Source organism: Sneathiella sedimenti (genome assembly GCF_017313765.1).
Classification (GTDB): Bacteria; Pseudomonadota; Alphaproteobacteria; order Sneathiellales; family Sneathiellaceae; genus Sneathiella; species Sneathiella sedimenti.
This window is the reverse complement of sequence record NZ_JAFLNC010000001.1, coordinates 257044-282332: the sequence shown is the minus strand read 5'-3', so window position 1 is coordinate 282332 and position 25289 is coordinate 257044. Positions and strand designations below refer to the sequence as shown.

The following is a 25289-nucleotide window of genomic DNA, read 5'->3' as shown; positions in this document are numbered from 1 at the left end:
AAAGAAAACCTGAACAAAGTTGACGTGTATGAGTTCCGCGAGCGCGATGAAATTTGATGTAGTTGTTGTCGGTGCGGGGGCGGCGGGGATGATGTGCGCGATCGAGGCCGGAAAACGTAGCCGAAAGGTCCTCGTTCTGGAAAAAACGAATAAATGCGGGCAGAAAATCCTTATTTCGGGCGGCGGCCGGTGCAATTTCACGAATATCCTTGCGGCACCTGACAGATTTATTTCCGATAATCCGCATTTCTGTAAGTCCGCCCTTCGTCAATATACACAATCTGATTTCATCACTCTTGTTGAGAAGCACGGCATCGCCTATCACGAAAAGAAATTAGGCCAGCTATTTTGTGATGAAAGTGCCAAGCAGATTACCGCCATGCTGGAGGCGGAATGTGCCGCGAACGGCATCACGATTTGGGAAGGAACGGGCGCAGATCATATTGAGCGCAGGGAAAATTCTTTCCTGGTTTCCACGGGGACGCAATTTATCGAAGCAGAGAGCGTTGTTATTGCGACCGGGGGGCTTTCGATTCCGAAGCTCGGGGCAAATGACTTTGCCTATCGCGTCGCAAAGGCCTTTGATCTTCCGCTTGCGCCGCCGCGCCCGGGATTGGTCCCTTTCACGTTTGAGCAGGTGGATAAGGACCGGTTCGCAGACCTGACGGGAGTTTCTGCAGATGTCAGTATCCGTATCGGGAAAATCCAGTTTCGGGAGAATCTTCTCTTTACTCATCGGGGCCTAAGTGGTCCTGCCATCTTGCAGATTTCCTCATTTTGGCGCGCCGGGGAAGCTGTCATGATCGATTTTCTACCCGATGTGGATCTTGCCGGTTTGCTGAAGGAAAAAAGAAGGAGCCAACCGAAACTTAAAGTGAACAGTCTTCTTAAGGAGTTTCTTGCCAGTCGCCTCGCCACGTCCCTCCTTCGAGAGTTTAAGGACTTGCCTGAACTTGGCAATCTGTCGGACCATAAAGTTCAGGAAATAGTAAAATCAATTAAACTGGTTAATATTAATCCAAGCGGAACAGAAGGGTATGCAAAGGCAGAGGTGACTGTCGGCGGGGTCTGCACGTCGGCACTCCACTCGAAGACCATGGAAGTAAAATCCGTGGCCGGTCTCTATTTCATCGGCGAAGCTGTGGACGTCACCGGCTTTCTCGGCGGGTATAATTTTCAATGGGCCTGGTCATCCGGATTTGTCGCGGGGCAATATGCCTGAACCCCTGACAGCGGAGGATTGGCTCTCACTCGCTCCCGGCTTGAGCATTGGGGAGAAGGTTTCCGTTAATGAGATTACTTTCCGCGGATCGACACTGACAGATATCTCTGCCGCGTTCTGGAAGGAGGGGTATCTATCTCTTCCACCCTTGTTTGCGGAGGATGAGTTGGCGCCGATAAGAAACGCGATATACACGCTTTCAGGCCGGGGCATCGCACCGGTGTATATCTATCTTTATGATCAGCCCTGGCACCTGTTCGCGCGACTTGGTGTCTTGCTGCGTCACTTTCTTGGCGAGAGTTTTGGCGTTCTTCCTAACCTTTGGGCCTGGCATCTGGATCGCGAAGGGGCACGCGGCTGGCCCCCGCATCGCGATTGTGACGCAGAAACAGTCTTCGGAGAGGGGGACGACGCCGTTCTCATGAGCTTGTCCCTTTGGCTGCCACTAACTGATACGGATGAGAGCAATGGCTGTATGTATGTCGTGCCTCAATCGCGATTAAAGGCGGCTAACGGTTCACCCATGCCTTTTAATCCCGATCCTCTCGACGCAAAGGCGCTTCCGGTCAAGGCGGGCTCGCTTCTTGGTTGGCCACAGGATCTCTATCACTGGGGAGGGGCTTACACAGAGGCGGCGAAGAATCCACGGGTCAGCTTATCGCTGGAATTTCAAAACAGGGCGTTCGATCCACTTGCCGAACCTTTGATCAATATGAGCCAACCCCCGTCGTTCGACGCGCGGCGCAGCCTTATTGTGGATCAATTTGAGAAGTATCGTCACATTGATCCGGGTCTAAGCGCAGAAAAATAAGCTTGGCGGCGCCATATGTCCGCTCCTTGATCACCTTAAATTCCGTCGGGGTATTGAGACTTTCTTTCGCGGCAACTTCAATCATGATGACGGCTTCGGGTTTCAACCAGCCATTTTTTGCCAGCGCCGAAAGGGCAGGGCCTGCGAGATCCTCGCCATAAGGTGGATCCATGAGGACCAGGTCGTACGGCTGACCGGGCTTTCCCGGATTGACGGCGTCACGCCGCAGGATATCTGTGGAACTGCGCGCTCCTAAGTTCTTCACATTCTCCTCGACAAGCTTGAGGCTCGCCGCACGATTATCGATAAAGGTGACATGCGTTGCTCCCCGTGAGAGCGCTTCCAGCCCGAGCGCGCCTGTGCCCGCAAACATATCCAGTACAATGGCGTCGCAGGGAAGCGGCCCTTGTTCCCGGCGCATTTCCCTGTCATGGCCAAGAATATTAAAAAGGGCCTCCCGCGCGCGATCGGATGTTGGTCGAACATGCTTATCCGTCGGCAGCAACAGTTTCTTGCCCCTGAATGTGCCGCCAACGATGCGCATCAGCTTGTTCTTTTAGGCGAAGGACGGGCCTTAAGGGTTCCTTTTTTGCGCGGCGCCGTTGACGGGCCAGCCGGTGCGGGAGAAGACCTTTTAATTGCTTGCCGTTTCCCCCTCGGTGGTCGCTGTCCTAGTTGTGGGGGGGCAGATTGGTCGTCAAATTTCTCGACGCCCATCTGGTCCCGCAGGATCTTGGATTTTACTTCGTCTACCGCGCCAGCGGGGAGGTCACCCAGTGATAATGGGCCATAGGAAATTCGGATCAAGCGTGATACCGAGTAGCCGAAGTATTCCATTACTTTGCGGACTTCGCGGTTTTTCCCTTCACGCAAGGAAATGGTGAGCCAGCTGTTCGCGCCCTTTGTGCTGTCGATGGTTCCATCAATCGATCCATACCGGACGCCTTCTACAGTGATGCCTTTTGCCAGCTTTTCCATGTCGGCATCTCTCGGATGACCATGAACACGGACGCGATACTTCCGTTTCCAGCCAGTTGCAGGTAACTCAAGTTTGCGGGCAAGTTCCCCGTCATTGGTGAGGAGCAACAGGCCTTCCGAGTTCAGATCGAGACGACCCACGGATATCACGCGGGGTAACTCCTCGGGTAGTTTGTCAAACACGGTGTCGCGCCCTTTTTCATCCTTGTGGCTCGTTACCAGGCCCGGCGGTTTGTGATAACGCCAAAGTCGCGGCCGCTCGAGCGCGGGAATATCCTTTCCGTCAACGGTGATATGGTCCTCTGGGGCAACCGTAAAGGCGGCACTATCCAACGTTTTGCCATTGACGGTAACCCGTCCGGCCTCGATCCAGCGTTCAGCTTCGCGGCGGGAACAAAGACCTGCCCGTGCCATGCGTTTGGCGATCCGCTCTTTTTGTGGGGTTTCTGTTGTCATTGGTCAGGCAGCAGACGCGTTGACAAAGGCGTCGATGATCTGCCGATCGCCATTTGAGATCAGATATTCAGGATGCCACTGAACCCCGAGGCAGAAGCGGTAACGACTGTCCTCAATCCCTTCGATTACGCCGTCTTCAGCAAGCGCATTGACGATGATATTCTCGCTAATGTCCTTTGCTGCCTGATGGTGGGCGCTGTTGACCGCAAGAATGTCAGTGCCAACAATACGGTGCAACAAGGTCCCGGGAGTTACTTTGACAGTATGTCCAGCTTCAGTGCGCGGGTTAGGCTGTTCATGGGCGAGGGGATTATCCACTTCATCCGGGATATGCTGGATCAGCGTTCCGCCCAATATTACATGCAGCAACTGTTGCCCTCCGCAGATTCCGAGGACCGGCTTGTTCGCGGCCAGCATCGCCTCGGTGATATTCTTCTCGAACAAGGTGCGCCGATCCTTTGTAATGACCGTATCATGTCGCGTTGTTGCGCCAAACATGCTCGGGTCAACGTCGAACGCACCGCCGGTAACGACAAGCCCGTCGAGCTTTTTGACATAGTCCTCGACATGATCGGGCTCATGGGGGAGGGCAAGCGGCAGGCCGCCGCTGGCAACTACGACATCTGCATAGTTTTGCCGAAGCGCGTACCAGGGCATATTGGAATAGCCGCCGGGGTCCTCTGAATCGAGGGTTATGCCAATTACAGGAATACTCATGCTTCCTTTTAGTCCTCTCTTGCCGACAACTCAACTCACCTCTTTAAATATCATCCAACAAAATCTCTAAATTTCTATTGCTTGACGGCGACGAAACGAATTGCGACTCTTGCGATATGGATCATGAAATTGTCGATTATATGGAAATGGCGCTCAGTACTGCAGAAATTGCCGCGCATCGCGGCGAGGTACCTGTTGGTGCGGTCATTGTGGATACGGCCTCTGGGCGTATCATAGCGAACAGCGGAAACCAGATGGTTGGCAGGAGTGATCCGACTGCGCATGCGGAAATGCTGGCCCTTCGGGCGGCCGGCAACATGATTGGCAGTCAAAGGCTTGTGGACTGCGATATGTATGTTACGCTTGAACCCTGCCCGATGTGCGCGGCAGCAATTTCTCTCGCAAGAATAAGACGGCTCTATTTTGGCGCTTATGATCCGAAAGGAGGCGGTGTCGAATACGGGGCCCGTATCTTCGATCAAGCTAGCTGCCATCATCGGCCGGAAGTATATGGCGGGATTCATGAATGTGAATCAGCGACCCTATTAAAAAATTTCTTTGAAACGCGGCGCTAAATAATGAAAGATAGGGTCAGAATTAATCATAACAAAAACCGGAATAACAATAAAAGGAACAGCGGATGATCTTCGAATATTCAGACAAGGTGAAGGAACTGCAGGCGAGGGTGCAGGCCTTTATGGATGAACATGTCTATCCCAATGAGCAGTTATTTTATGACCAGGTGGATGAGGGAGACCGCTGGCAGCCAACGGCCATTGTCGAAGAGCTGAAAGCAAAGGCCAAGGCAGCCGGGCTCTGGAACCTGTTTCTGCCAGAAAGTGACCGTGGTGCAGGCCTCACCAATCTCGAATATGCGCCGCTCTGTGAAATCATGGGGCGGGTCAGCTTTGCTCCGGAAGTTTTCAACTGCTCGGCGCCGGACACCGGGAATATGGAGGTGTTCGAACGCTATGCAAATGAAGAGCTGAAGGAACGCTGGTTGAAGCCCTTGCTTGAAGGGGAGATCCGTTCAGCGTTTGCCATGACTGAACCCGCCGTTGCTTCTTCGGACGCAACAAATATCGAGTCAGAAATTACCCGTGACGGCGATGAATATGTCATCAACGGTACCAAGTGGTGGACGTCAGGTGCCTATGACCCGCGTTGTAAAGTTCTGATTTTCATGGGTAAAACGGATAAGACGGCGTCGCGTTACAAGCAGCAGTCAATGATTATCGTGCCCATGGATACGCCCGGCATTAATGTAAAGCGCTTCCTGCCGGTTTTTGGGTATGATGATGCACCACACGGCCATGCGGAAGTGGAATTCAAGGATGTTCGCGTGCCGGCGGATCATATGCTGCTCGGCGAAGGCCGCGGCTTCGAAATCGCTCAGGGGCGTCTTGGCCCGGGACGTATTCACCATTGCATGCGCCAGATCGGTGTTGCCGAACGGGCATTGGAGAAGATGTGCAAGCGGGTTAAGTCACGTGTTGCCTTCGGGAAACCCATTGCCGAGCAAACGGTCACTCTGGAACGCATTGCGGAATCCCGTGCGATGATCGAACAAGCACGGCTTCTTACCCTGAAGGCAGCCTATATGATGGATACGGTTGGCAACAAGGAAGCCAAGGCGGAAATTGCCATGATCAAGGTCGTTGCACCGAATATTACCGGCAAAATCATTGACTGGGCGATCCAGGCACACGGAGCTGGTGGCGTGAGTGATGACTTCGGTCTCGCCTTTGCTTATGCTCATTCACGGACCTTGCGTCTTGCCGACGGACCTGATGAAGTGCATCGCAACCAGATCGGCCGGTTGGAACTCAAAAAATACGACTGATCTTGAACTCTGCAGAAATCAGCTAGTTTGAAAGGCTTCCCTTCGGGGAAGCCTTTCTTTTTCTCCTGTGCAGATTTTTCAATAGCATGAAGTTCCGCTTTTCCTATATACAGGCTTGTTCCTGTTTACAGCGAAGTAATATTGGGTCTCTTGAATGATCAAGTTATTGGGTTGGATAATGCTGGGCATTATCGTGATTGTCGCCGGATTTTTATATCGGTATGAAAGCCTTGATCCCTGTGAATGGCTGACCCAGGACCTGACGGCCCATGCGGGCTTGCAGCCGGTTTCCGGCCTTGGCGACGCTGCAGGATTGGTTATGGAACCGACAGAATGTTTCAAGCGCTGGGCAAATCTCAGAATTGAAGATGCTGAAAATCACTAGGTGAGCAGGATATCCTCAAAAGAATATCGGGTTATATTCTCATAGCCGTCATCGGTGATGACCACCTGCTCTTCCAGCTTTACCCCTTCTGCGCCGCCTTCTGCGCCAATATACGCCTCAACGCATATCGACATTCCCGGCACCAGCTCGTAGTCGAACGCACCTTCATGATAATCTTCCGGATACGCGATATGAGGCCATTCATCGCACAGGCCGACCCCATGCATTTTGACGGAGTACCGGGAGTTTACGAATTCGTCTGACAGTAGATGTCCACCAAAGACAATCTCCTTAAAAGGCCTCCCCGGCGTTAAAAGTGCCATATTTTGTTGAATATGCTCATAGGCATATTGGTAGAGCCGCTTCTGCTCCGCCGTCGGTGTTCCATCTCCGACAAACCATGTGCGGGAAATATCCGCGCACATGCCGAAGCAGCCGATAAGGTCCGTGTCGAAGGCCAGTAGTTCGTTATTACCGATCACCCGCGGACCGCATTCCTGAAACCAGGGATTTGTGCGAGGGCCAGACGCAAGCAGCCGGGTTTCGATCCATTCACCGCCACGCTTTATATTCTCCGCATGCAGGATCGCCCAGACATCGTTTTCTGTGACGCCGGGCACCGTATACTGCTGCATTTCATGAATTGACTTTTCGGCGGCATGAACAGCGCAGCGAAGGGCCTTGATTTCTTCCGACTGCTTGATGGCGCGGGTTTTTTCCGTAACCTCCTCGCCATCCAAAACCTGTAGCCCTAACCCCTCGAGCGCGCGCAGGCCATGAATCTGTATTTTGTCGACCGCGAGGCGGCGGTTCCCACCTGCGTGTTCCCGCATCAGGTCATCGATCTGCCTTGCGAACCGCTCCGCGTTTTCTACAGATTTATCACCGCTTGTAAAGTAGAAGAAGGAGGCGCCGGACCTTGTCTCGCGGACCAGCGGATTGAAGGCTGTCAGCAGATCACTGTCGCCGAAATCCCAGATAACCATATATCCATCCGCCAGGACGAGGCAGGCGCGAAATGGGTTGTGGGCTGCCCAGAGCTGCATGTTTGTCGTATCAGAGGCAAAACGGATGTTGAGTGGATCATACATCAGAATCCCGCCATAGTCCCTTGCTTGAAGGGCCCTTACAAGGCGATCCAGGCGTTGGCTACGCATAATTGCGAGATCGGGAATATTGAGGCCAGCGGCGGTCCATTCGTCGAATGCGAGCTGCGTTGGTCCAATCTCGACACGGTCGTTACCTGCGGGTGTTCCGTCTGGTTTCCGGGCAGATGCAGACGGAACAGCCGAGATTTTGCGGCCAGAAAAGATATCGCGTTTCATTTGCCGACCTCCAAAGCCCCGCGGGCGCCGAAAGCATTAAAATTTGCAACTGAAACGACGATATCAGATTTTTTTAATATTCAGAAACTTGTCTGCGACAGATTTTAGTTAGCTATCGACCTTCTGCCAGCCGAGAGTGGCGAGCATGTTGGTGAATACCGCATACTCCTCGCCGACCTTTGAACTGGCATTTCCGTCTAGTCCGCGCTTATAGACACCCTGAACAATCGCGGCCGTGCGGAAGAGGGAGAAAGCCAGGTAAAATTCCCAGTTGTCAATCCCGGCCCGGCCAGTGCGTTTGCAGTACGCGTCAATATATTCTTGTTCTGTCGGAATGCCTGTGGCCTTGAAATCGACCCCGACAAGTCCGCCGTTGCGCGGATGCATATAGTGATAATTCATGCAATTGTACGCGAGATCGGAGAGCGGATGCCCGATGGTGGAAAGCTCCCAATCAAGGACGGCGACAACTTCCGGCTTTGTCGGATGCACAATAACATTTCCAAGCCGGTAATCCCCGTGGACGATGGTGCTGTCATCGCTGTCCGGCAAATTTTCCGGGAGCCATTTGATCAGGTTCTCCATTGCCTCCAGATTGTCGGTTTGGGAGGCACGATATTGTTTCGTCCAGCGGCCGATCTGTCGCTCGAAATAGTTCCCTTTCTTGCCGAAATCAGAAAGTCCAACTGCATCAATATCGACATTGTGCAGCTTGGCCAGAGCGTCATTCAGTGAATCGTAGATTGCAGCCCGCATACTCGGCTCTGAGCCCTGAATCTCGGGCGACAGGATAATGCGTCCGTCCACCTTCTCCATGATATAAAAGGCAGTTCCGATAATGCTGTCATCCTCACAAAGGCAAAAGGTGCGAGGGACGGGAACATCGGTCTGCTGGAGTGCAGAAATAACCCTGTACTCCCGGTCAACCGCATGGGCAGAAGGGAGGAGGTTTCCCGGCGGTTTTTTCCGCATCACATAATCCCGTTCAGGCGTATGCAGCAGGAATGTCGGGTTGGACTGGCCGCCCTGGAACTGGCTGATCTGCAGTGGCCCCTTGAAGCCATCCACATTTTCAGTCAGGTAGTCGAAAAGCGCACCTTCATTGAACTTGTGCATTTCCCGAACAGGAATGATTTCTACTCCGTCGCTCATGAATTTCCCTTTTAGCCTATTCTTGTTTTTTATTGGGAGAGGATGCGGTATTACACGCCCTTGATAATTTTCTCGGCCTGTTCCCAGCCGCGTAGTGCCAACGGTTTAACACGAACCGCAACATCTGCAGCGTTCTTGTTGGACGCTGTTCCGTCTTTCACCCGGCCGACAATGCCCTGCAGGATTGCTGCGAGGCGAAACATATTATAAGCAGCATAAAAATCCCAATGTTCGATTCCGTCACGGCCGGTTCGTTCACAATATGCCTGGACATATTGCTCCTCTGTCGGGATACCAAGCGCCCGAAGGTCCAGGCCGTTCAGGCCCCGGAATAATTCCGGCTCCAACCGCCAGGTCATGCAGTGATAGGAGAAATCCGCAATAGGATGGCCGAGTGTTGCCAGCTCCCAATCGAGTATACCCATAACCCGATGGGATGTTTTATCTAGAACCGTGTTGTCGAGGCGATAATCTCCGTGAACAATCGCGGTTTCATCGCCGGGTGGGATATTATCGGGAAGCCAGGCCATCAGGTTGTCCATTGCCTCGATGGACTCAGTTTCAGATGCACGGTACTGTTTCGTCCAGCGGCTGATCTGGCGCGCGAGATAATCTGTTGGCTTGCCAAAACTTTCAAGGCCGACGGCTTTATAATCAACCTGATGCAATGCCGCCATGGCGGCGTTCATGCTATCAAAAACAGCAACCCGGTTCGCTTTTGAATATCCTGGCAAGGAGGGGTCCCATTCAATATCCCCGTTCAGAAAATCCATGACGTAGAACATCGTACCGATAACGGATTCGTCTTCACAAAGGCAATAGGTTTTTGGTACAGGAACATCAGTTTTGGCAAGAGCCGTCAGAACCCGGTACTCACGGTCAACCGCGTGTGCGGAGGGAAGAAGTTTTCCGGGCGGCTTGCGCCGAAGCACATATCTGCGATCCGGGGTCTCAAGCATATAGCTGGGATTGGATTGCCCGCCTTTGAATTGCGAGACCTTAAGCGGTCCCGTGAATCCAACAATATTCTTTTTGAGATAGCTTTCTAATGCCGCAACGTCGAACTTGTGACGCTCTCTTACTTCCATTGTTCCCGAAAATTGGGCTGAATCATCGGACATTGATGCCCCTTCTTGTTATTTTGTACCCTGTTCTTCGCGTTCAATTGCCCGCCATCCTATGTCGGAACGGCAAAAGCCTTGCGGCCAGTCAATCGCGTTGACGCCACTATACGCGTTTTTTTGTGCATGTTTAACGGTTTTTCCTATTCCGGTGATTCCGAGTACGCGGCCGCCGGCCGCCAGAACAGTGTCGTCATCGCGTTTGGTCCCGGCATGGAAGACAAGAACGTCGTCGATCGCCGCAGCCTCATCCAGGCCTTTGATGGCTGTATTCTTCTCATACGAACCCGGATAGCCGTCTGCCGCCATTACAACGACGAGGGCTGTTTCGTCCCGCCACTGCAGTTTTATGTCGGCAAGCCCCTTGTTGGATGTCGCTATCAGGGCCGGCAATAGATCGCTATCCATCCTTGCGCAGAGCACCTGACATTCCGGGTCGCCAAAACGGACATTATACTCAATCAGTTTCGGACCGTCTTTGGTGATCATAAGTCCGGCATAAAGAACGCCGGTAAATGGGGCACCGCGACTTTTCATGGCCGCAATGGTCGGCTTGATAATCTTATCGATTGTTGCGTCGATCATTTCCGGCGTCATGACCGGTGCGGGAGAATAGGCGCCCATGCCGCCGGTGTTCGGGCCAGTATCGCCATCGCCGACGGCTTTATGGTCCTGCGCCGTGGCAAGGGGGAGAAAATTCTCCCCGTCGGTCAGTACAAAAAAGCTTGCCTCTTCGCCTTCCAGAAATTCCTCGATCACGATTTCGGCGCCCGCGCCGCCAAATAGCCCATCGAAAATGTCATCAATCGTTTCGTTGGCCTCGGACAAAGTGGTCGCAATTATGACGCCCTTACCTGCGGCGAGCCCATCAGCCTTAATCACGATAGGAAGACTGTTCCTGGCGACATAAGCCTTTGCTTCGTCGGCATTGTCAAATCGCTCATAGGCAGCTGTCGGGATATTATTCTCGCGACAGAGATCCTTCATAAAGCCTTTTGACCCTTCCAGCGCAGCGGCGGCAGCGCTTGGACCAAAACTTTTTATCCCGGCATTCGCAAGCTTATCGGCAAGACCGAGAACAAGCGGGACCTCAGGACCGATAACGACAAAATCCATTGCCTCATTTCGGCTGAAATCAACGATTCCTTCGATATCTTCAGCGCCGATATCGATGCAGTCCGCGATCTCCTCAATACCGCCATTGCCCGGTGCGCAGTATAGCCGTTCGACAAGGGGAGATTTCTTAAGTGCCCAACATAGCGCGTGTTCACGGCCGCCGGAGCCAATTACAAGTACTTTCATAATATTTCGAACTAATTTCCTTTGAACGACAGTGGAGAGTTTGTAGCATACTGTGACGACAGGCCAAACAATCTTGAAGGAAAATCGTGTCAGATAATCTTAATCCAGGATCTTCCAATATCCATGAATATACGGTTTCGGAGTTAAGTGGGGCGCTCAAACGGACTGTTGAGGATATTTATGGTCATGTCCGTGTTCGGGCGGAAATTTCAGGACTGAAACGGGCAGCGTCCGGCCATGTCTATCTGACGCTTAAAGATGACAAGGCTGTGCTCGACGGGGTGATGTGGCGGGGCACTGCAAGCAAGCTTAGCTTCCGTCCTGAAGACGGTCTTGAAGTTATCTGTACCGGCAAGCTGACGACCTATCCCGGCCGATCCAAATATCAAATCGTGATTGAGGCGATGGAGCCGGCAGGCGTTGGCGCGTTGATGGCCCTGCTGGAAGAGCGTAAGAGAAAGCTTGCGGCGGAAGGGCTGTTCGATCCATCGCGGAAAAAGGATATTCCCTATCTTCCCCGGGTTATCGGAGTGGTCACCTCCCCGACCGGGGCGGTTATACGGGACATTCTTCATCGGCTGCGCGATCGTTTCCCGACCCATGTCTTGCTTTGGCCTGTGCTGGTGCAGGGCGAGACAGCGGCAGGGCAGATAGCGGCCGCCATCAGGGGGTTTAACGCCCTTCCGGCGGAGGGTGATATCCCGCGCCCGGATCTCCTGATCGTTGCACGAGGTGGCGGTAGTCTTGAAGATCTCTGGGCCTTCAACGAGGAGGAGGTGGTCCGCGCGGCCGCTGAAAGCGTCATTCCGCTTATATCAGCGGTCGGTCATGAAACGGATACCACTTTGATTGATTTCGCCTCCGACAGGCGCGCGCCCACACCCACAGCGGCGGCGGAGATTGCAGTTCCTGTGCGGTCGGAGCTAATCGCATATGTCGAGGATCAGGAACGGCGTATCAAGCGAAGCCTGAACCGATCACTAGCAGATAAGCGTGAACGGCTCGCCGGCCTCTCCAGGGGCCTGCGCGATCCCGCGTCGCTTATTGCTGAAAAAGTCCAGCATCTTGATCATCTGGAAAGCCGTCTTCGGCAATCGGTCTTGAGTAACCTGAATTTTAAAGGGCAACAATATAGCGCTGCGGCGGCGAAATTACGGCCACAACTCCTTGAACGCTCCTTGAAGCAATATGGCGAAAAACTGCTCCTGATCGATCGCCAGATGACCCGGAGCATGACCATAAAGCGCGAACGCGCGGAAGATCGGCTTGGCGCCACGGCACGGTTACTGGAAAGCCTGTCGTTCCGACGGGTGTTAAAGCGCGGATACAGCATCGTCTGGGATGAAGTCGGCAAGCCGATTTCCACAGTGCAGGGCGCCACGCCAGGGCGGACCGTTGAAGTCGAGTTTGCAGACGGGAAGGCGGCGGCGACAATCTCCGGTGAGGAGGGGGGCTCGACGCCGGGCAGGGCGCCCAAAAAGCCGCGTGGTAAACTGGACGAGCCCAAGCAGGGAAGTCTTCTATGAAGTTCTTGTTTGTTTTTATTGCTACACTTTGTGTTTCCGTGAATGCCTTTGCTGATCGAACCAGCATGACAGGCAACTTCATACAAGGCGGTCTTGTCATAGGGGTGACGGAACCAGATGCGGTGGTATTTTTTGATGAAACGCCAGTGACGGTCACTCCGGCCGGCCGGTTCCTGTTTGGCTTTGGCCGGGATTTCAAGCCAACAGCGACCCTCAAGATCCGCTATCCGGATGGAAGTGAAGAAGAGAATCTCCTAAATATTGCGACGCGGGACTATAAAATCGAGCGTATAAACGGCCTGCCACCATCCAAGGTCACGCCGAGTCCTGAATTTTTGGCGCGGATCAAGAAAGAAAATGCGGAAATCGCGCGTATCCGGTCCATAGAAACGAAGGAGGAATGGTTTCTATCCGGCTGGCAATGGCCGGCGGTGGGCCGTGTGAGTGGAGTTTATGGGAGCCAGCGTATTCTGAATGATATTCCGAAGCGGCCTCATTTCGGTCTGGATATCGCGGCTCCAGAGGGCACCGCGGTCGTTGCCTCGACCGACGGGCTGGTTCAAATGGCGGAAAAGGATCTTTATTACACCGGCGGCACTGTCATGATTGATCATGGCTATGGGCTGGTGTCGGTCTATTCCCACTTGAGTAGGCTTGACGTAACGCCGGGACAATTTGTCCGGCAAGGAGACAAGATTGGCGAAATTGGCGCAACGGGGCGAGCGACAGGCCCGCATCTGGATTGGCGTCTTAACTGGTTTAACGAACGGCTTGACCCGGAACTGCTGTTAGGGAGCATGCCGCAAAATTAGGGTGTGGCGGCCTCTTACCTCAATGTATCAGGTGCGTTTTCTTAGCCAGCCCAGAAGCAGGAGGCCCGCGAGGCCGCCGAAAAAGAGGAAGAAACCCGCCGGCAGCGGTATCGCGGATGTTGATTGAGAGGAGATCGGGACATAACTGCCGTCTTCTTCTACATCCAGGGAATAAACCCCAAACAATAACTCGAGCCATTTATTCTGAAGTCGATCACTGGCACCGATTGAGCTTGTCGAGAACAGTTTGAGCGAGTCGTCTTTCTCCTCTTCAAAAGTTAGCGAGACTGACTTTCCCAGCGGAATATTCCGAAATTTTTCACTCGCGAATGCAACTGGACTATCCGTATTCTGCTGTTGCTGTAATTCAGAAAACCATTCTGCACGGCTTTGTCCCTGCCCCTGTCCGTAATCGCCATGGAGCGAGGCGGCTTCAATAGTAGAAGCACACAGAAGAATGCCCGCTGCCGCGCCGGAAAGAGTTTTAATCCACGATTTCATTTTTTCCTCAATTGGAGATCGATATCTCTCAGGGAACTTGAAATCATTACTTTTGATGAAAGAGATCGCCCCGCAAATGCCAATTAATCGGCGATACCTGAATTCTATTGGAGTGAGCCTTATCCCGTCAATATTTGTGGGATCAGGTTCCATGTGGCTAAAAGACGGCCAAACTGCGGCAAGAATTGGTCAAAATATAATAAAAATAATGACTTATACGGTTTCTAGATTGTGTCGTGTTTTCCGGAACTAGATAAAATCCTAAAAAATTGGATCTAATTGCAGGCGGTTATGGTTAATTATTATGGTTAACTTGGCCTGAATAGGGCTATTTTTGTTGCAGTGCGGTAGCACTGAAAACATTACGCGAATCAGCCGGATTGAGTGTTATGCCAATTCTGGACCAACGCCACATTAACAACGTCGGCAATGATCCGGTTTCACCGCGCTATTTACAGGTGGATAAACAGCCAAAAAAGCCAATGTACGCAACGTTCTGGTTAATTGGCCTCACAGTGGATGTCATGTGTGTCTATAACAGCGGTTGCGCCAGAAATGCAATTATTCAGACTTAAGCTTCTCGCCTGCTTTAACGACGACATTACCGGCTTTGTCCAAATTCTTGCTCGTATCTTCTTTAACGCCTCGCCAGGTATCGCTGCAGCCGCTGAACAAAAGAGAGGCCGACAAAAGGGTTGCGGTCACTATAGTACGCGAAAAGAATGTCATTACGGATCACCCCGAATTGTCAAAATGAGACCTGTAAATTAGTCAGCGCAATTTGTTTTTGCAACCGTTTCTCGCTATCTAAAGCCTAAATCGTGACCGCGTACATCAAAACGACTTGGCAGTCCCAAAGGTTTTCAGGAGCTTCATGAGTTGCGGGTGAAAACTGATGCCTGACGAAATGACGTTCCGTTGATTGATGGATTTCCTGTTGTAGACAAGCTTGTTACCTTGTGTCGTCGTTGTAATTCCGCCGGCTTCGGCAAGGATAATATCCGCGGCCGCGACATCCCAATCGCTTTTTTGTGTCAGTGAAAGGGAGGCGTGTGCTTCCTGTGATGCAACCTTCACCATTCGATAGGCTATTGAATTGACATGACTGAAGGTTGCTCCTTTGACGGACTCCAGCCAGCCGTGCCACTCGAAGGACTTCCGGCTTGCGATTAATTTGGCGTTAAACAGGTCGGATTTTTTACTGCAGGTAATGGATTTGCCATTCAGCTTGGCGCCCTGTCCGTGTACCGCTTCATATAGCTCTTCCAGAATCGGGTTATACACAATTCCAAGGACCGGTTTTCCATCCTCTACCAGGGCAGCGCAGATCGTAAATTCCGGTTTTCCGGCAATAAAGGAGCGCGTGCCGTCGATCGGATCGATGATCCAAACTCTTGATTTCTCAAGCCGCGAGAGATCGTCCGCCGTTTCTTCGGAAAGCCATCCATAGTCCGGGCGTGCCGCGAGCAGTTTTTCCTTGAAATGGGTGTCCAGGGCGAGGTCCGCTTCGCTTACCGGATCGCCGGGCTTCTTTTCCCAGCTTTTCAGCGTATTGTTGAAATAGCGCCGGGCGATATGCCCTGCCTCCTGCATGGTGTGTGAGAGCAGGGCAAAATCATTATCAAATTCAGTCGTCATGTACCCGCAACCATCATCCCTTCGACACGCAGGCTCGGTGCGTTGGTTCCTTGGCGGAAATCCAGGTCATTCGCAGGTGTCAGGTTCAAGAACATGTCTTTAAGATTGCCGGCAATGGTGAGTTCGGAGACAGGAAAGGCAATTTTACCATTCTCAATCCAGAAGCCGGATGCCCCGCGGCTGTAGTCTCCTGTTATACCATTGACCCCGAATCCGATGAGGCTGGTGATATACAGGCCTGACCTGATGTCGGCAATTAGCCCCTCAAGGGAGCTTGTCCCTTCCTCCATATACAAGTTAGTTGTCCCGGAACCGGGCGGCGAGGCGGTACCGCGTGTTGCCCGGCCATTCGTTTCCAGGCCCAGCTGCATGGCGGAGGCACTATTGAGGATCCAGCATTGCAATGTACCGTCCTGAATTAGGTCAAGTCGTTTATTTGCAACTCCTTCGCCGTCGAACGGCTTTGATGCGGCGCCCCTCAATCTGTGCGGATCATCAATAATATTAATGTCCTTTGAGAAAATCTGAGCGCCCATATGGTCTTTTAGGAAACTGGTGCCCCGTGCAATGGATGCGCCCGAAATGGCCCCGGCGAAATGTCCGAGAATGCTTCCAGACACCCGATTGCTAAACACCACCGGAACATGCCCACTCGGCATTTTTCGCGGGTTAAGGAGCTTGACGGCTCGCTCACCGGCATTTTTGCCAATCTCCGAAGGGGATCGCATATCAGAATAGAAATGGCGACTGTCATAATCATAGTCGCGTTCCATGCCCCGGCCTTCACCGGCAATGACAGAGGCGCTGACGGAAAAGCTGCTGGATGTATAGGACCCTCTGAAACCACCAGAGGTCGCAAGCGCAATCGACGCCCGCCCCGTAGATGCGCCGCCACCTTCCGTGTTTGTAACGCCCGTGACACAAAGGGCCGCGTCTTCTGCTTCCTTTGCAATGGCGACGAGGTCGTCGGGTGTTAAAGTCGTCTCGTCAAACAGGTCCAGTTCAGGAAAGTCCTTCGCCAGCAAGTCAGGGTTAGCAAGGCCGCAATATTCATCCTCGGGCATGTTGCGGGCCATGGCGAGCGCCCGGTCAACAATCTCTTCCAGCAACTCCGGTCTCGTGTCATTCGAGGAAACAAAGGCCTGCTGTTTCCCGATAAGGACGCGAAGGCCCAGATCATGTGCCTCGGATCGTTCGATCTCTTCGGTTTCGCCCTGCCGGACGGAGACATTGACTGACGTTCCCTGGATGCGAACAGCGTCTGCTGCCTCGGCGCCCTTGCGACGGGCAATCGCAATCAGGTCATCGAGGATATTGAGTGAGTTTTGCTCATCAGCGGATTGTTTTGACATAGTCACCTTGACTGAAAAATAACAACGTCCCCATACATAGGAGGCGCAGGCCGAAAAGGGAATTAGAAAAGCAAATTCATTCCCGAGAGACCGTCCCAGAGCAGTTTGCCGCCCGTCAATAGCACCAGCACATAGGCGATCCGGTAAAACAGGACCTCTGATACCATTTTGTGCGCCTTGACACCCATCCAGATACCAAGAGGGGCAAGCGGCAACAACACCAGCGACGTTCCGATATTTTCAAGAGAAAACTGCCCAAGCATTCCATAGGGAATAAGCTTCACATAATTGATGGCGAAGAAAAACCAGACGGACGTACCGACATAGAGCGTCTTGTCGAGTTTTTGCGGCAGCATGTAAAACTGCAATGGCGGCCCCCCCGCATGGGCGACAAAGCTTGTAAAGCCTGCAATGGACCCCCAGAAAGAACCCCGGACGAGACCTGCATTTGCAACATGGTCTGCAGGAACCCTGCGCGCATAATGATTGAGCGTAAATACAACGCAGATAACACCCAGAAGGACTTTGATAAAATCCGCGCTTAAATAGCTGAAAAGCAGATAGCCAACGAGAATTCCCAAAACCGCCCCTGGCAACAGATAACCCAGATTACGCCAATCGGCCGTGCGCCGGTATGCCAAAAGGCCGAAGATATCCATCACGCACAGAATTGGGAGAACGATCGCCGCCGCCTGTATCGGTGAAATCATGAGCGAGAGCAGAGGGACGCTTAACAGACCAAGAGAGCCCGCAAACCCGCCCTTGGAAATCCCGATCAGCAAAACTACCGGTACGGCGATAAGGTAAAAAACAGGATCGGTGATAAACGTCATACTTGCTTCTCCGCGGTGATGCGCTTGTTATTTATATCAGAACGTTTTGAGTGATTGGGATCCCGCTACTTCCAGATAGCCTTTCCATCGCCGGGAAGGCCAAGGCTCTCCCAAAGCTGATCGACTTTTTCAATTACTGTATCGTCCATGCGGATCTGCTTGCCCCATTCGCGTTTGGTCTCTGGTGGCAATTTGTTGGTCGCGTCAAGGCCAATTTTCCCTCCCAGGCTCGGTTCGGGAGAGGCAAAATCGAGATAGTCAATCGGGGTGTTTTCAATGGTTGTAATATCGCGGACGGGGTCCATTCTGGTGGAGACAGCCCACATCACATCTTTCCAGTCGCGGGCATTGATGTCGTCGTCAACGATGATAAGGAATTTCGTGTACATAAACTGCCTGAGATAGGACCAGGCGCCCATCATCACGCGCTTCGCATGACCGGGATAGGCTTTTTTCATGGAGATAACGGCAATTCGGTAGCTGCAGCCTTCCGGCGGAAGCCAGAAATCGACAATCTCCGGAAACTGTTGCTGGATCAGGGGGATAAACAACTCATTGAGTGCCTCTCCCAACACGCTGGGTTCATCCGGTGGTCGGCCGGTAAAAGTGGAGAGATAAATCGGTTTCTCCCGCATGGTGATAGCGGATATGGTGAAAACCGGAAAGCTTTCAACAGAGTTATAGTACCCGGTATGATCGCCATAGGGCCCTTCATCGCCATAGTCATCAAGGGAAACATGGCCTTCTAGAATAATCTCGGCGCTCGCAGGAACTTTCAACGGGATTGTCTTGCAGTCGACCAGTTCTACTTTTTCACCGCGCAACAACCCGGCGAACTGATATTCGGACAGGTTGTCTGGGATCGGCGTCACGGCCGCCAGAATGGTTCCCGGATCCGCGCCGATAACGACCGCGACAGGGAGTGGCTCCCTCTTTTCTTTTCCCCAGCGAGCGTGATGCTGGGCACCGCCACGATGCTTCAGCCAACGCATCAAGGTTTTGTTCTTGCCGAGTTTTTGCATCCGGTAGATGCCAAGATTGAAGTCATCGGTCTTGTCGCCACTGGGGCCCTTGGTCACGACGAGCGGCCAGGTGATCAGCGGTGCAGGTTCTCCCGGCCAGCAGGTCTGGATCGGCAGTTTATCTAGATCGACCTCATCACCGGTCAGCACGACTTCCTGACAAGCTGCCTTTTTTACGCTTTTCGGCCGCATGCTCATTACGGTCTTGAGCACCGGGAGCATGCCAACGGCCTCTCGAAATCCTTCCGGGGGTTCTGGCTGGCGCAGAAAGGCGAGTGTTTCGCCCACTTCGCGCAATTCAGCAGGTGTGCGGTTCATGCCCATGGCGACCCGGTCGACAGTGCCGAACAGATTGACAAGGACGGGCATCGAGCTTTTCTCGCCTTTTTCATTGACGGGATTCTCGAACAGAACGGCGGGGCCGCCTTCCGCCAGAAGCCGGGTTTGAATTTCCGTCATTTCAAGATCGGTAGACACTGGCTGCTGGACTCTGACGAGCTTATTACTTGATTCCAGCTGTGCTATAAACTCCCGGAGTGACCCGTACGCCATCTTAACCTATTCCATTGCTAACTGCGTCCCGGCGACTATGCCCGAGATAACGCGTTCCCGTAAAGTAAAAGCATTTCTTATAGTGGAAGTGAAAACTTCCCGGCGATGATAGCGACAAGCACGATCAGGCCGAAGACCTTGTTGGACTTGAAAAGAATCAAACAGAGATCAGTATTATCGATGTCGAGGGTGCGGATCTGGCAGAACAGATGGGCGCCGGCCCCCGCCATGAAAATGTAAAAAGGAAGGGTGAGGCCCGCGAGATAACCGCTCGCAAGAAGTGCGACGAAAATTAATGCATAAAAGCCGATTAGCCAGTAGGCCGTGGTCTCCCCGAATTTCAAGGCAGTTGATTTAACGCCGATCAGAACATCATCTTCCTTGTCCTGATGCGCATAAATAGTGTCATAGCCAAGCGTCCAAGCGATTCCGCCCAAGTACATGATAATCGGAGCAGTTTCGATACTGCCCTTGACCGCTGCCCAACCGAGTAGGGCGCCGTAGTTAAAGGCGAGGCCGAGGAAGAACTGTGGCCAATAGGTGAAGCGTTTTGCGAAGGGATAAATGGCCACAAGAACAAGGCTCGCCGCGCCGAGAAGGATCGCAAAGAGATTGAACTGCAGCAGGATGAGCAGCCCGATCAGGCATTGCAGGCCCAGCCAGAAGATGGCTTGCAAAAGCGTAACCTGTCCGCTCGGGAGGGGCCGCTTCCTGGTGCGTTCAACCTTGCCATCGAAATCCCTGTCGGCAATATCATTCAATGTGCAGCCCGCCCCGCGCATAACAAGTGCGCCAATGCTGAACAGGATAAAGTACCAAATATTAGGAAGTTCACCCGCTGGGGCCGCAAGTGCAATTGACCAGAGACAGGGAAGCAACAACAGCCAGGTGCCGATCGGCCGGTCAAGCCGGGAAAGCTTCATATATGGCTGGAGGCCATCGGGCGCATAGAGATCTACCCAGTTTTGCTTGCTGGCGTCATCAATGATCCTGTCGGGTCGTCGCATATCAAAACAGTCCTGATCTATCTAAAGGTGACGGAGATGGCATTAATTGATATGAATCGCAATAAATAATCTTCCAATATATTTAAAGAGTTGATCATCGCATGTTTCCGAAACCCTATTCCCTTCGCCTTTATGTCCCAAGCGACTTAGGTACTGATCTGGGGGTGGTTCTTGATAAAAACCAGTCCCATTACGTGGCAACAGTAATGCGGCGCGTTGAAGGCGATAAAGTCGCGCTGTTTAATGGCCGTGACGGGGAATGGCTTGGCCGGTTGCAGGAAGTACATAAAAACCATTGTCTTATTCATGTTACTGAGCAACTCCGTCCGCAGGTAGAGGAGCCGGACATCGAGCTCCTGTTTTCGCCCGTCAAGAAAATCCAGACCGGACTGATTGTGCAGAAAGCAACCGAACTTGGTGTTGCCAGTCTCCAGCCTGTCCAGACCCAGCGGACAAATACAGAGCGGCTGCGTGAGGACAAGATGACGTTGCAGGCCCTGGAAGCGGCCGAACAATGCGAGCGGCTTAACGTACCGACTGTGCATGGCCTCATCAAGCTGGAACAGGCGCTGGCAGCACTGGAACCCGAGCGAACCTTGATTTTTTGCAATGAGAGGCTGACCGGGCAAAGTGCGAAGGATGTGCTTGCGCATCTGGCGCCCGCGGAAAAATGGGCGGTAGTAACCGGACCAGAAGGCGGGTTTACGGATGAGGAGATTGATTTGATATCGGCCCGTCCGAATACTCATGCAATTTCCTTAGGCCCGCGAATTCTACGGGCGGAAACTGCTGTTTTTGCGTGTCTTTCTCTGTTGCAGGCGTTTCAGGGAGACTGGAATTAAGGGCGTCGATCACAGATCAAAATGTGATCGGTAAACAAAAATAACATTTTTGGCTTGAAGCGGGCTGTGCAATTCTTTAAGTCAAGCTTTAAAGGCCGGACCAGGGGCGCATTGCCCGGCCTCCATAAAAAGAGGGGAATACATGTCCGGACCTTCCAAAGGCGACGCCATCGAAATTACCAACAAGACTCAGTTGGTGGACTTTGCCGCTAGCGGGTGCAAACCACGCGACAAATGGCGTATTGGTACAGAACACGAAAAATTCGGCTTTACGCTAGATACCCATGAACCGATGACCTACGAGGGACCGAAGGGCATCCGAACCATGCTGGAGGGATTGCAGCGCTTCGGGTGGCAACCGGACTTCGAAGGGGACAATGTCATTGCCCTGTCGAAAGAGGGATGTTCGATCAGCCTGGAACCCGGCGGTCAATTGGAACTTTCCGGGGCCGCTGTTGAAAACCTGCATGAAACATGCAGTGAAGTGCATACCCATCTCGCCCAGGTTCGTGAAGTCGGCGACGAGATGGGGGTTGGGTTTCTCGGTCTGGGGTTCAGTCCGAAATGGACGCGGGAAGAAACCCCGATCATGCCCAAGGGGCGCTATCAGATCATGAAGAGATATATGCCGACCCGTGGTCAGCATGGTCTGGATATGATGTTTCGTTCCTGCACGGTACAGGTCAATCTCGACTATGCGTCGGAAACGGATATGGTCAAGAAATTCCGCACCAGCCTTGCGCTGCAACCGCTTGCGACGGCTTTGTTTGCGAACTCTCCCTTCACCGAAGGGCGGCCAAATGGGCATCTCAGCCACCGTAGCTATATCTGGACCGATACGGATCCGGACCGGACCGGCATGATTCCCTTTGTCTTTGAGGAAGGCTTCTCGTTTGAACGCTATGTCGATTATGCCCTCGACGTGCCTATGTATTTTGTCTATCGCGACGGAACCTACATAGACGTAAGCGGGCAGTCTTTCCGCGATTTTCTGAAGGGGGAACTGCCCGGGTTGCCGGGTGAGAAACCAAACCTTGTCGATTGGGATAATCACCTGACGACTCTTTTCCCTGAAGTCAGGATGAAGCGTTTTCTCGAAATGCGCGGCGCGGATGGCGGGCCCTGGCGGCGGCTATGTGCGTTGCCCGCATTCTGGGTCGGGCTGCTTTATGATGACAGGGCGCTGGATGCCGCGTGGGATCTGGTGAAGGACTGGACGGCAGAAGATCGCCAGCGAATTCGCGATGATGTTATTACACACGCGCTTTCAACAGAGTTGCCGAACGGGCGTCAGATGCAGGAACTCGCCGCAGAGGTTCTGGAAATTGCGTCGTCTGGCCTGAAGGCCCGCAAGCGGATGGATAGCTTCGGCGAGGACGAGAGCCATTTCCTGAATGCGCTAAAAACAATTGTGAAATTGCGGAAAACTCCTGCAGAAGAGATGCTGGAGCGTTTCCATGGCGACTGGAAAGAAAATATCGATCCGGTATTTACGGAATATGCCTACTGATCCGACATAAGCTTCTGATAGATCGTGATTGCCGCAGGATACTCCTTCAAGGCGGCTTTTTCGGTTATTTCCTTTAATCCTTTGACAGTGCGCCGGGTTGCCTCAATCCGCGTATTTGTCATATCGGCGCGGCGGCCAAAGTCACTCCTGATCAAATCCGTAAGTTCGCGCAGTTTTGTATTGTCTCTCTCTTCGAGAGGGGAGCGCAGAAGTGATAAATAGGACATGTCTGCACCTGCCTTTACAACGCTCTGATCGTTATTTAACTCCTTGTTATCAAGAGAGCTCAGATAGGTAACAAGCGATTCAAGCTTTTCCGAATCTGGGACTGGTCCCGCGAATTCCGTCACGATGACATGTCTTGTAAAGGCATGTAAGGTCGGGAAGATATTGACCGTGCCATACGGCGCGGTATCCCGGGAACCGCGTAATGACGGAATGTCCATTGGGTTGGAAATAGCGTCGTCGAACCCTGCTTGCCAGAAACGATGGGTTACATCAACGCGGCCAGGGCGATCAGAAAGCCCGTTAATGAAAAAATCCGTATTTACATGTCCGTTTGAGTGACAGCTATTGCAGGAAAGGCCAATGCGGACGGCCTTCTCGCCAAGGAGGGACGGGCTTCGAAACAGCAAACGTCCATAGAGCCATTTTTCATCGCGGATCGTGTCCGATCGTATCAACTCTAATGGTGGATTACGTAGAATCTCCGTCGAACTACCGGGCGGGAGCCAATTCTGTTCATTGCCGGCAACAGCAGGTGACGTTCCGATAACTGCAAGTGCCGACAATATGCATAAACATAACAACGAGATGATCGTAGAGCCACCTGCAGGTTCTGTCCTACGCTGTACCACCAACTGTAAGTCCTTCAATCAGCATGGTCGGCTGCCCGACACCGACTGGAACGCTCTGGCCAGCTTTGCCGCACGTGCCAATCCCACTGTCCAATGCCATGTCATTGCCGATCGCTTTTACCTTCTTGAGGGCTTCGCTACCGGTCCCGATGAGGGTCGCCCCTTTGACCGGAGCAGTGAGCTTGCCATCCTCTATAAGATAGGCTTCTGTGCAGGAGAAGACAAACTTGCCGGAGGTGATATCAACCTGTCCGCCGCCGAAATTGACCGTATAGAGGCCCTTCTTCACGGACTTGACAATTTCTTCCGGATCTTGATCCCCTCCCAACATATAGGTGTTGGTCATGCGCGGCATGGGAAGGTGGGCATAGCTTTCGCGGCGCCCATTGCCAGTTGGTTCAACTCCCATAAGACGCGCATTCTGGCGGTCCTGCATGTAACCGACAAGTATACCGTCTTCAATCAGGGTGGTGTTGCTCGTCGCGGTACCTTCATCATCAACGCTGAGGGAGCCGCGGCGATCCGCAATCGTTCCGTCGTCAACGACAGTGACGCCCGGCGCGGCCACACGTTCGCCCATCAGGTTTGAAAAGACAGAGGTTTTCTTGCGATTGAAATCGCCCTCAAGGCCGTGACCCACCGCCTCGTGCAGGATAATGCCCGGCCAGCCGGGACCGACAACCACATCCATCTCGCCGGCCGGTGCGGCGATGGAATCAAGATTGACGATTGCCTGGCGGTACGCTTCGTCGACAGCGGCTTTCCATGTTCCTTCTTCCAGATAGAAATCATAGCCGGTGCGCCCCCCCATACCGTGGGAGCCGGATTCGCGCCGGCCATCCTTTTCGACAACGACAGACACGTTGAGACGAACCAGTGGACGGATGTCGCCCGCGCGCTCGCCGCCACTGCGGATTATCTCAATGCCCTGCCAGGATCCGGCCAGAGAGACGGAAACCTGCACGACCTTACTGTCTTTACCGCGCGCGTAGGCATCTATTTCGGACAGGGCCTTCACCTTCGCATCAAACGGAATTTCACTTAAGGGGTTGTCATCACTGTAAAGCGCGCGATTTGAACCAGCAGGCGGCAATGCCATCGTGCCCCCTTTGCCGGTCTGCACCGCCTGCACGGTTTTTGCTGCGTTGACGATTGCGTCCTCACTCAATTCAGAGGCGTGAGCGAAGCCTGTCGCCTCGCCAACAACAGCCCTTAGCCCGAAACCTTGCGTGGTATCGAAGCTCGCACTTTTAAGCCGGCCATCGTCAAAGGAGAAACCTTCCGATTGGCGGTATTCCAGAAATAGCTCTCCGTCATCCGCCTTCGCAAGCGCTTTTGAGACCTGCCTTTCAACAGCTCCCCGATCCATACCCGTTGGTATGAAGAAGAGATCATTGGCGGTCGATATATCAGTCATTAAAAAGCTCCGGTCGTTGGACGGCAGGGTGTACTACAGGTGAATATGTGTCTTTTGACGGTGAATGTCGAGAGAGGGTAATTACCGATTTCAAAGATTCTGATTGTC

Annotated in this window: 24 protein-coding genes; 9 read left to right on the top strand and 15 right to left on the bottom strand. The window is 52.9% G+C overall.

The window, feature by feature from the left end; all coding sequences use genetic code 11:
- Positions 1-46: 46 nt before the first annotated feature.
- Both J0X12_RS01355 and J0X12_RS01350 read left to right on the top strand, forming a co-directional pair.
- Entirely contained in the window at positions 47-1222 is a 1176-nt protein-coding gene (locus tag J0X12_RS01355) for a BaiN/RdsA family NAD(P)/FAD-dependent oxidoreductase (protein WP_207041211.1), read from the top strand.
- Entirely contained in the window at positions 1215-2033 is an 819-nt protein-coding gene (locus J0X12_RS01350) for a phytanoyl-CoA dioxygenase family protein (protein ID WP_207041208.1), read from the top strand. Before J0X12_RS01355 ends, J0X12_RS01350 begins: the two co-directional genes overlap by 8 nt.
- Here J0X12_RS01350 and rsmD read toward each other — a convergent pair.
- From rsmD to J0X12_RS01335, 3 genes are read right to left on the bottom strand one after another with little or no spacing between them, the layout of a single operon-like run.
- Positions 1972-2577 (bottom strand): 16S rRNA (guanine(966)-N(2))-methyltransferase RsmD, encoded by a 606-nt coding sequence (rsmD, locus tag J0X12_RS01345; protein WP_207041206.1) that lies wholly within the window; start codon positions 2575-2577, stop codon positions 1972-1974. The genes J0X12_RS01350 and rsmD overlap by 62 nt on opposite strands.
- A complete protein-coding gene (locus J0X12_RS01340) occupies positions 2577-3467 on the bottom strand; it encodes a pseudouridine synthase (RefSeq protein ID WP_207041204.1) in 891 nt (296 codons plus the stop codon). Before J0X12_RS01340 ends, rsmD begins: the two co-directional genes overlap by 1 nt.
- Positions 3468-3470: 3 nt before the next feature.
- Positions 3471-4184 (bottom strand): gamma-glutamyl-gamma-aminobutyrate hydrolase family protein, encoded by a 714-nt coding sequence (locus J0X12_RS01335; protein WP_207041202.1) that lies wholly within the window; start codon positions 4182-4184, stop codon positions 3471-3473.
- Between the two features lie 116 nt (positions 4185-4300).
- Here J0X12_RS01335 and J0X12_RS01330 point away from each other — a divergent pair, with 116 nt between their 5' ends.
- From J0X12_RS01330 to J0X12_RS01320, 3 genes are all read left to right on the top strand, one after another.
- Positions 4301-4759, top strand: a complete 459-nt coding sequence (locus tag J0X12_RS01330; protein ID WP_207041200.1) for a nucleoside deaminase — start codon at positions 4301-4303, stop codon at positions 4757-4759.
- Positions 4760-4824: 65 nt separating this feature from the next.
- Positions 4825-6027: an acyl-CoA dehydrogenase family protein gene (locus tag J0X12_RS01325; RefSeq protein ID WP_207041198.1), complete on the top strand. Its 1203-nt coding sequence runs from the start codon at positions 4825-4827 to the stop codon at positions 6025-6027.
- 154 nt (positions 6028-6181) lie between these two features.
- Positions 6182-6412, top strand: coding sequence for a hypothetical protein (locus J0X12_RS01320; RefSeq protein WP_207041196.1), 231 nt, complete (start codon positions 6182-6184; stop codon positions 6410-6412).
- On the opposite strand, the gene dddP is transcribed toward J0X12_RS01320, so the two are convergent.
- The 4 genes from dddP to purD all read right to left on the bottom strand — a co-directional run bounded on the left by dddP (position 6409) and on the right by purD (position 11312).
- Complete coding sequence (gene dddP / locus J0X12_RS01315) at positions 6409-7737, bottom strand: dimethylsulfonioproprionate lyase DddP (RefSeq protein ID WP_207041194.1); 1329 nt, start codon at positions 7735-7737, stop codon at positions 6409-6411. The two genes, J0X12_RS01320 and dddP, sit on opposite strands and share 4 nt — an antisense overlap.
- A 108-nt stretch (positions 7738-7845) precedes the next feature.
- Positions 7846-8889, bottom strand: coding sequence for a phosphotransferase (locus J0X12_RS01310; protein WP_207041192.1), 1044 nt, complete (start codon positions 8887-8889; stop codon positions 7846-7848).
- Between the two features lie 50 nt (positions 8890-8939).
- The gene (locus J0X12_RS01305; RefSeq protein WP_207041190.1) at positions 8940-10010 is read right to left on the bottom strand and encodes a phosphotransferase family protein; all 1071 of its coding nucleotides are present in this window, start codon (positions 10008-10010) and stop codon (positions 8940-8942) included.
- A 15-nt stretch (positions 10011-10025) separates the two neighbouring features.
- Positions 10026-11312, bottom strand: coding sequence for a phosphoribosylamine--glycine ligase (gene purD, locus J0X12_RS01300; protein ID WP_207041188.1), 1287 nt, complete (start codon positions 11310-11312; stop codon positions 10026-10028).
- 86 nt (positions 11313-11398) lie between these two features.
- Here purD and xseA point away from each other — a divergent pair, with 86 nt between their 5' ends.
- Together xseA and J0X12_RS01290 are read left to right on the top strand one after the other, a co-directional pair.
- Positions 11399-12838: an exodeoxyribonuclease VII large subunit gene (gene xseA, locus J0X12_RS01295; protein ID WP_207041187.1), complete on the top strand. Its 1440-nt coding sequence runs from the start codon at positions 11399-11401 to the stop codon at positions 12836-12838.
- On the top strand, positions 12835-13650 hold the full coding sequence (locus J0X12_RS01290; protein WP_207041185.1) for a M23 family metallopeptidase: 816 nt from the start codon (positions 12835-12837) through the stop codon (positions 13648-13650). Before xseA ends, J0X12_RS01290 begins: the two co-directional genes overlap by 4 nt.
- Positions 13651-13677: 27 nt before the next feature.
- On the opposite strand, the gene J0X12_RS01285 is transcribed toward J0X12_RS01290, so the two are convergent.
- The 6 genes from J0X12_RS01285 to ubiA form a co-directional block, all read right to left on the bottom strand.
- A complete protein-coding gene (locus tag J0X12_RS01285) occupies positions 13678-14151 on the bottom strand; it encodes a hypothetical protein (protein ID WP_207041183.1) in 474 nt (157 codons plus the stop codon).
- An 834-nt stretch (positions 14152-14985) separates the two neighbouring features.
- Positions 14986-15789 carry a 3'(2'),5'-bisphosphate nucleotidase CysQ gene (locus J0X12_RS01280; RefSeq protein ID WP_207041181.1) on the bottom strand — a complete coding sequence of 268 codons (804 nt, stop codon included), beginning with the start codon at positions 15787-15789 and terminating at the stop codon, positions 14986-14988.
- The gene (locus J0X12_RS01275; RefSeq protein WP_207041180.1) at positions 15786-17141 is read right to left on the bottom strand and encodes a TldD/PmbA family protein; all 1356 of its coding nucleotides are present in this window, start codon (positions 17139-17141) and stop codon (positions 15786-15788) included. Before J0X12_RS01275 ends, J0X12_RS01280 begins: the two co-directional genes overlap by 4 nt.
- Before the next feature lie 62 nt (positions 17142-17203).
- Positions 17204-17974 carry a sulfite exporter TauE/SafE family protein gene (locus J0X12_RS01270; RefSeq protein WP_207041178.1) on the bottom strand — a complete coding sequence of 257 codons (771 nt, stop codon included), beginning with the start codon at positions 17972-17974 and terminating at the stop codon, positions 17204-17206.
- A gap of 65 nt (positions 17975-18039) precedes the next feature.
- Positions 18040-19548 carry a UbiD family decarboxylase gene (locus J0X12_RS01265; protein WP_207041175.1) on the bottom strand — a complete coding sequence of 503 codons (1509 nt, stop codon included), beginning with the start codon at positions 19546-19548 and terminating at the stop codon, positions 18040-18042.
- Positions 19549-19625: 77 nt separating this feature from the next.
- Positions 19626-20555 carry a 4-hydroxybenzoate octaprenyltransferase gene (gene ubiA, locus J0X12_RS01260; protein WP_207041173.1) on the bottom strand — a complete coding sequence of 310 codons (930 nt, stop codon included), beginning with the start codon at positions 20553-20555 and terminating at the stop codon, positions 19626-19628.
- Positions 20556-20656: 101 nt separating this feature from the next.
- On the opposite strand from ubiA, the gene J0X12_RS01255 reads away from it, so the two are divergent.
- Together J0X12_RS01255 and J0X12_RS01250 are read left to right on the top strand one after the other, a co-directional pair.
- On the top strand, positions 20657-21397 hold the full coding sequence (locus J0X12_RS01255) for a 16S rRNA (uracil(1498)-N(3))-methyltransferase (RefSeq protein WP_207041171.1): 741 nt from the start codon (positions 20657-20659) through the stop codon (positions 21395-21397).
- Positions 21398-21539: 142 nt separating this feature from the next.
- Complete coding sequence (locus J0X12_RS01250) at positions 21540-22907, top strand: glutamate--cysteine ligase (protein WP_207041169.1); 1368 nt, start codon at positions 21540-21542, stop codon at positions 22905-22907.
- Here J0X12_RS01250 and J0X12_RS01245 read toward each other — a convergent pair.
- Together J0X12_RS01245 and tldD are read right to left on the bottom strand one after the other, a co-directional pair.
- On the bottom strand, positions 22901-23698 hold the full coding sequence (locus tag J0X12_RS01245) for a hypothetical protein (protein ID WP_207041167.1): 798 nt from the start codon (positions 23696-23698) through the stop codon (positions 22901-22903). The two genes, J0X12_RS01250 and J0X12_RS01245, sit on opposite strands and share 7 nt — an antisense overlap.
- Before the next feature lie 52 nt (positions 23699-23750).
- Positions 23751-25181: a metalloprotease TldD gene (gene tldD / locus J0X12_RS01240; protein ID WP_207041164.1), complete on the bottom strand. Its 1431-nt coding sequence runs from the start codon at positions 25179-25181 to the stop codon at positions 23751-23753.
- Positions 25182-25289 lie beyond the last annotated feature (108 nt).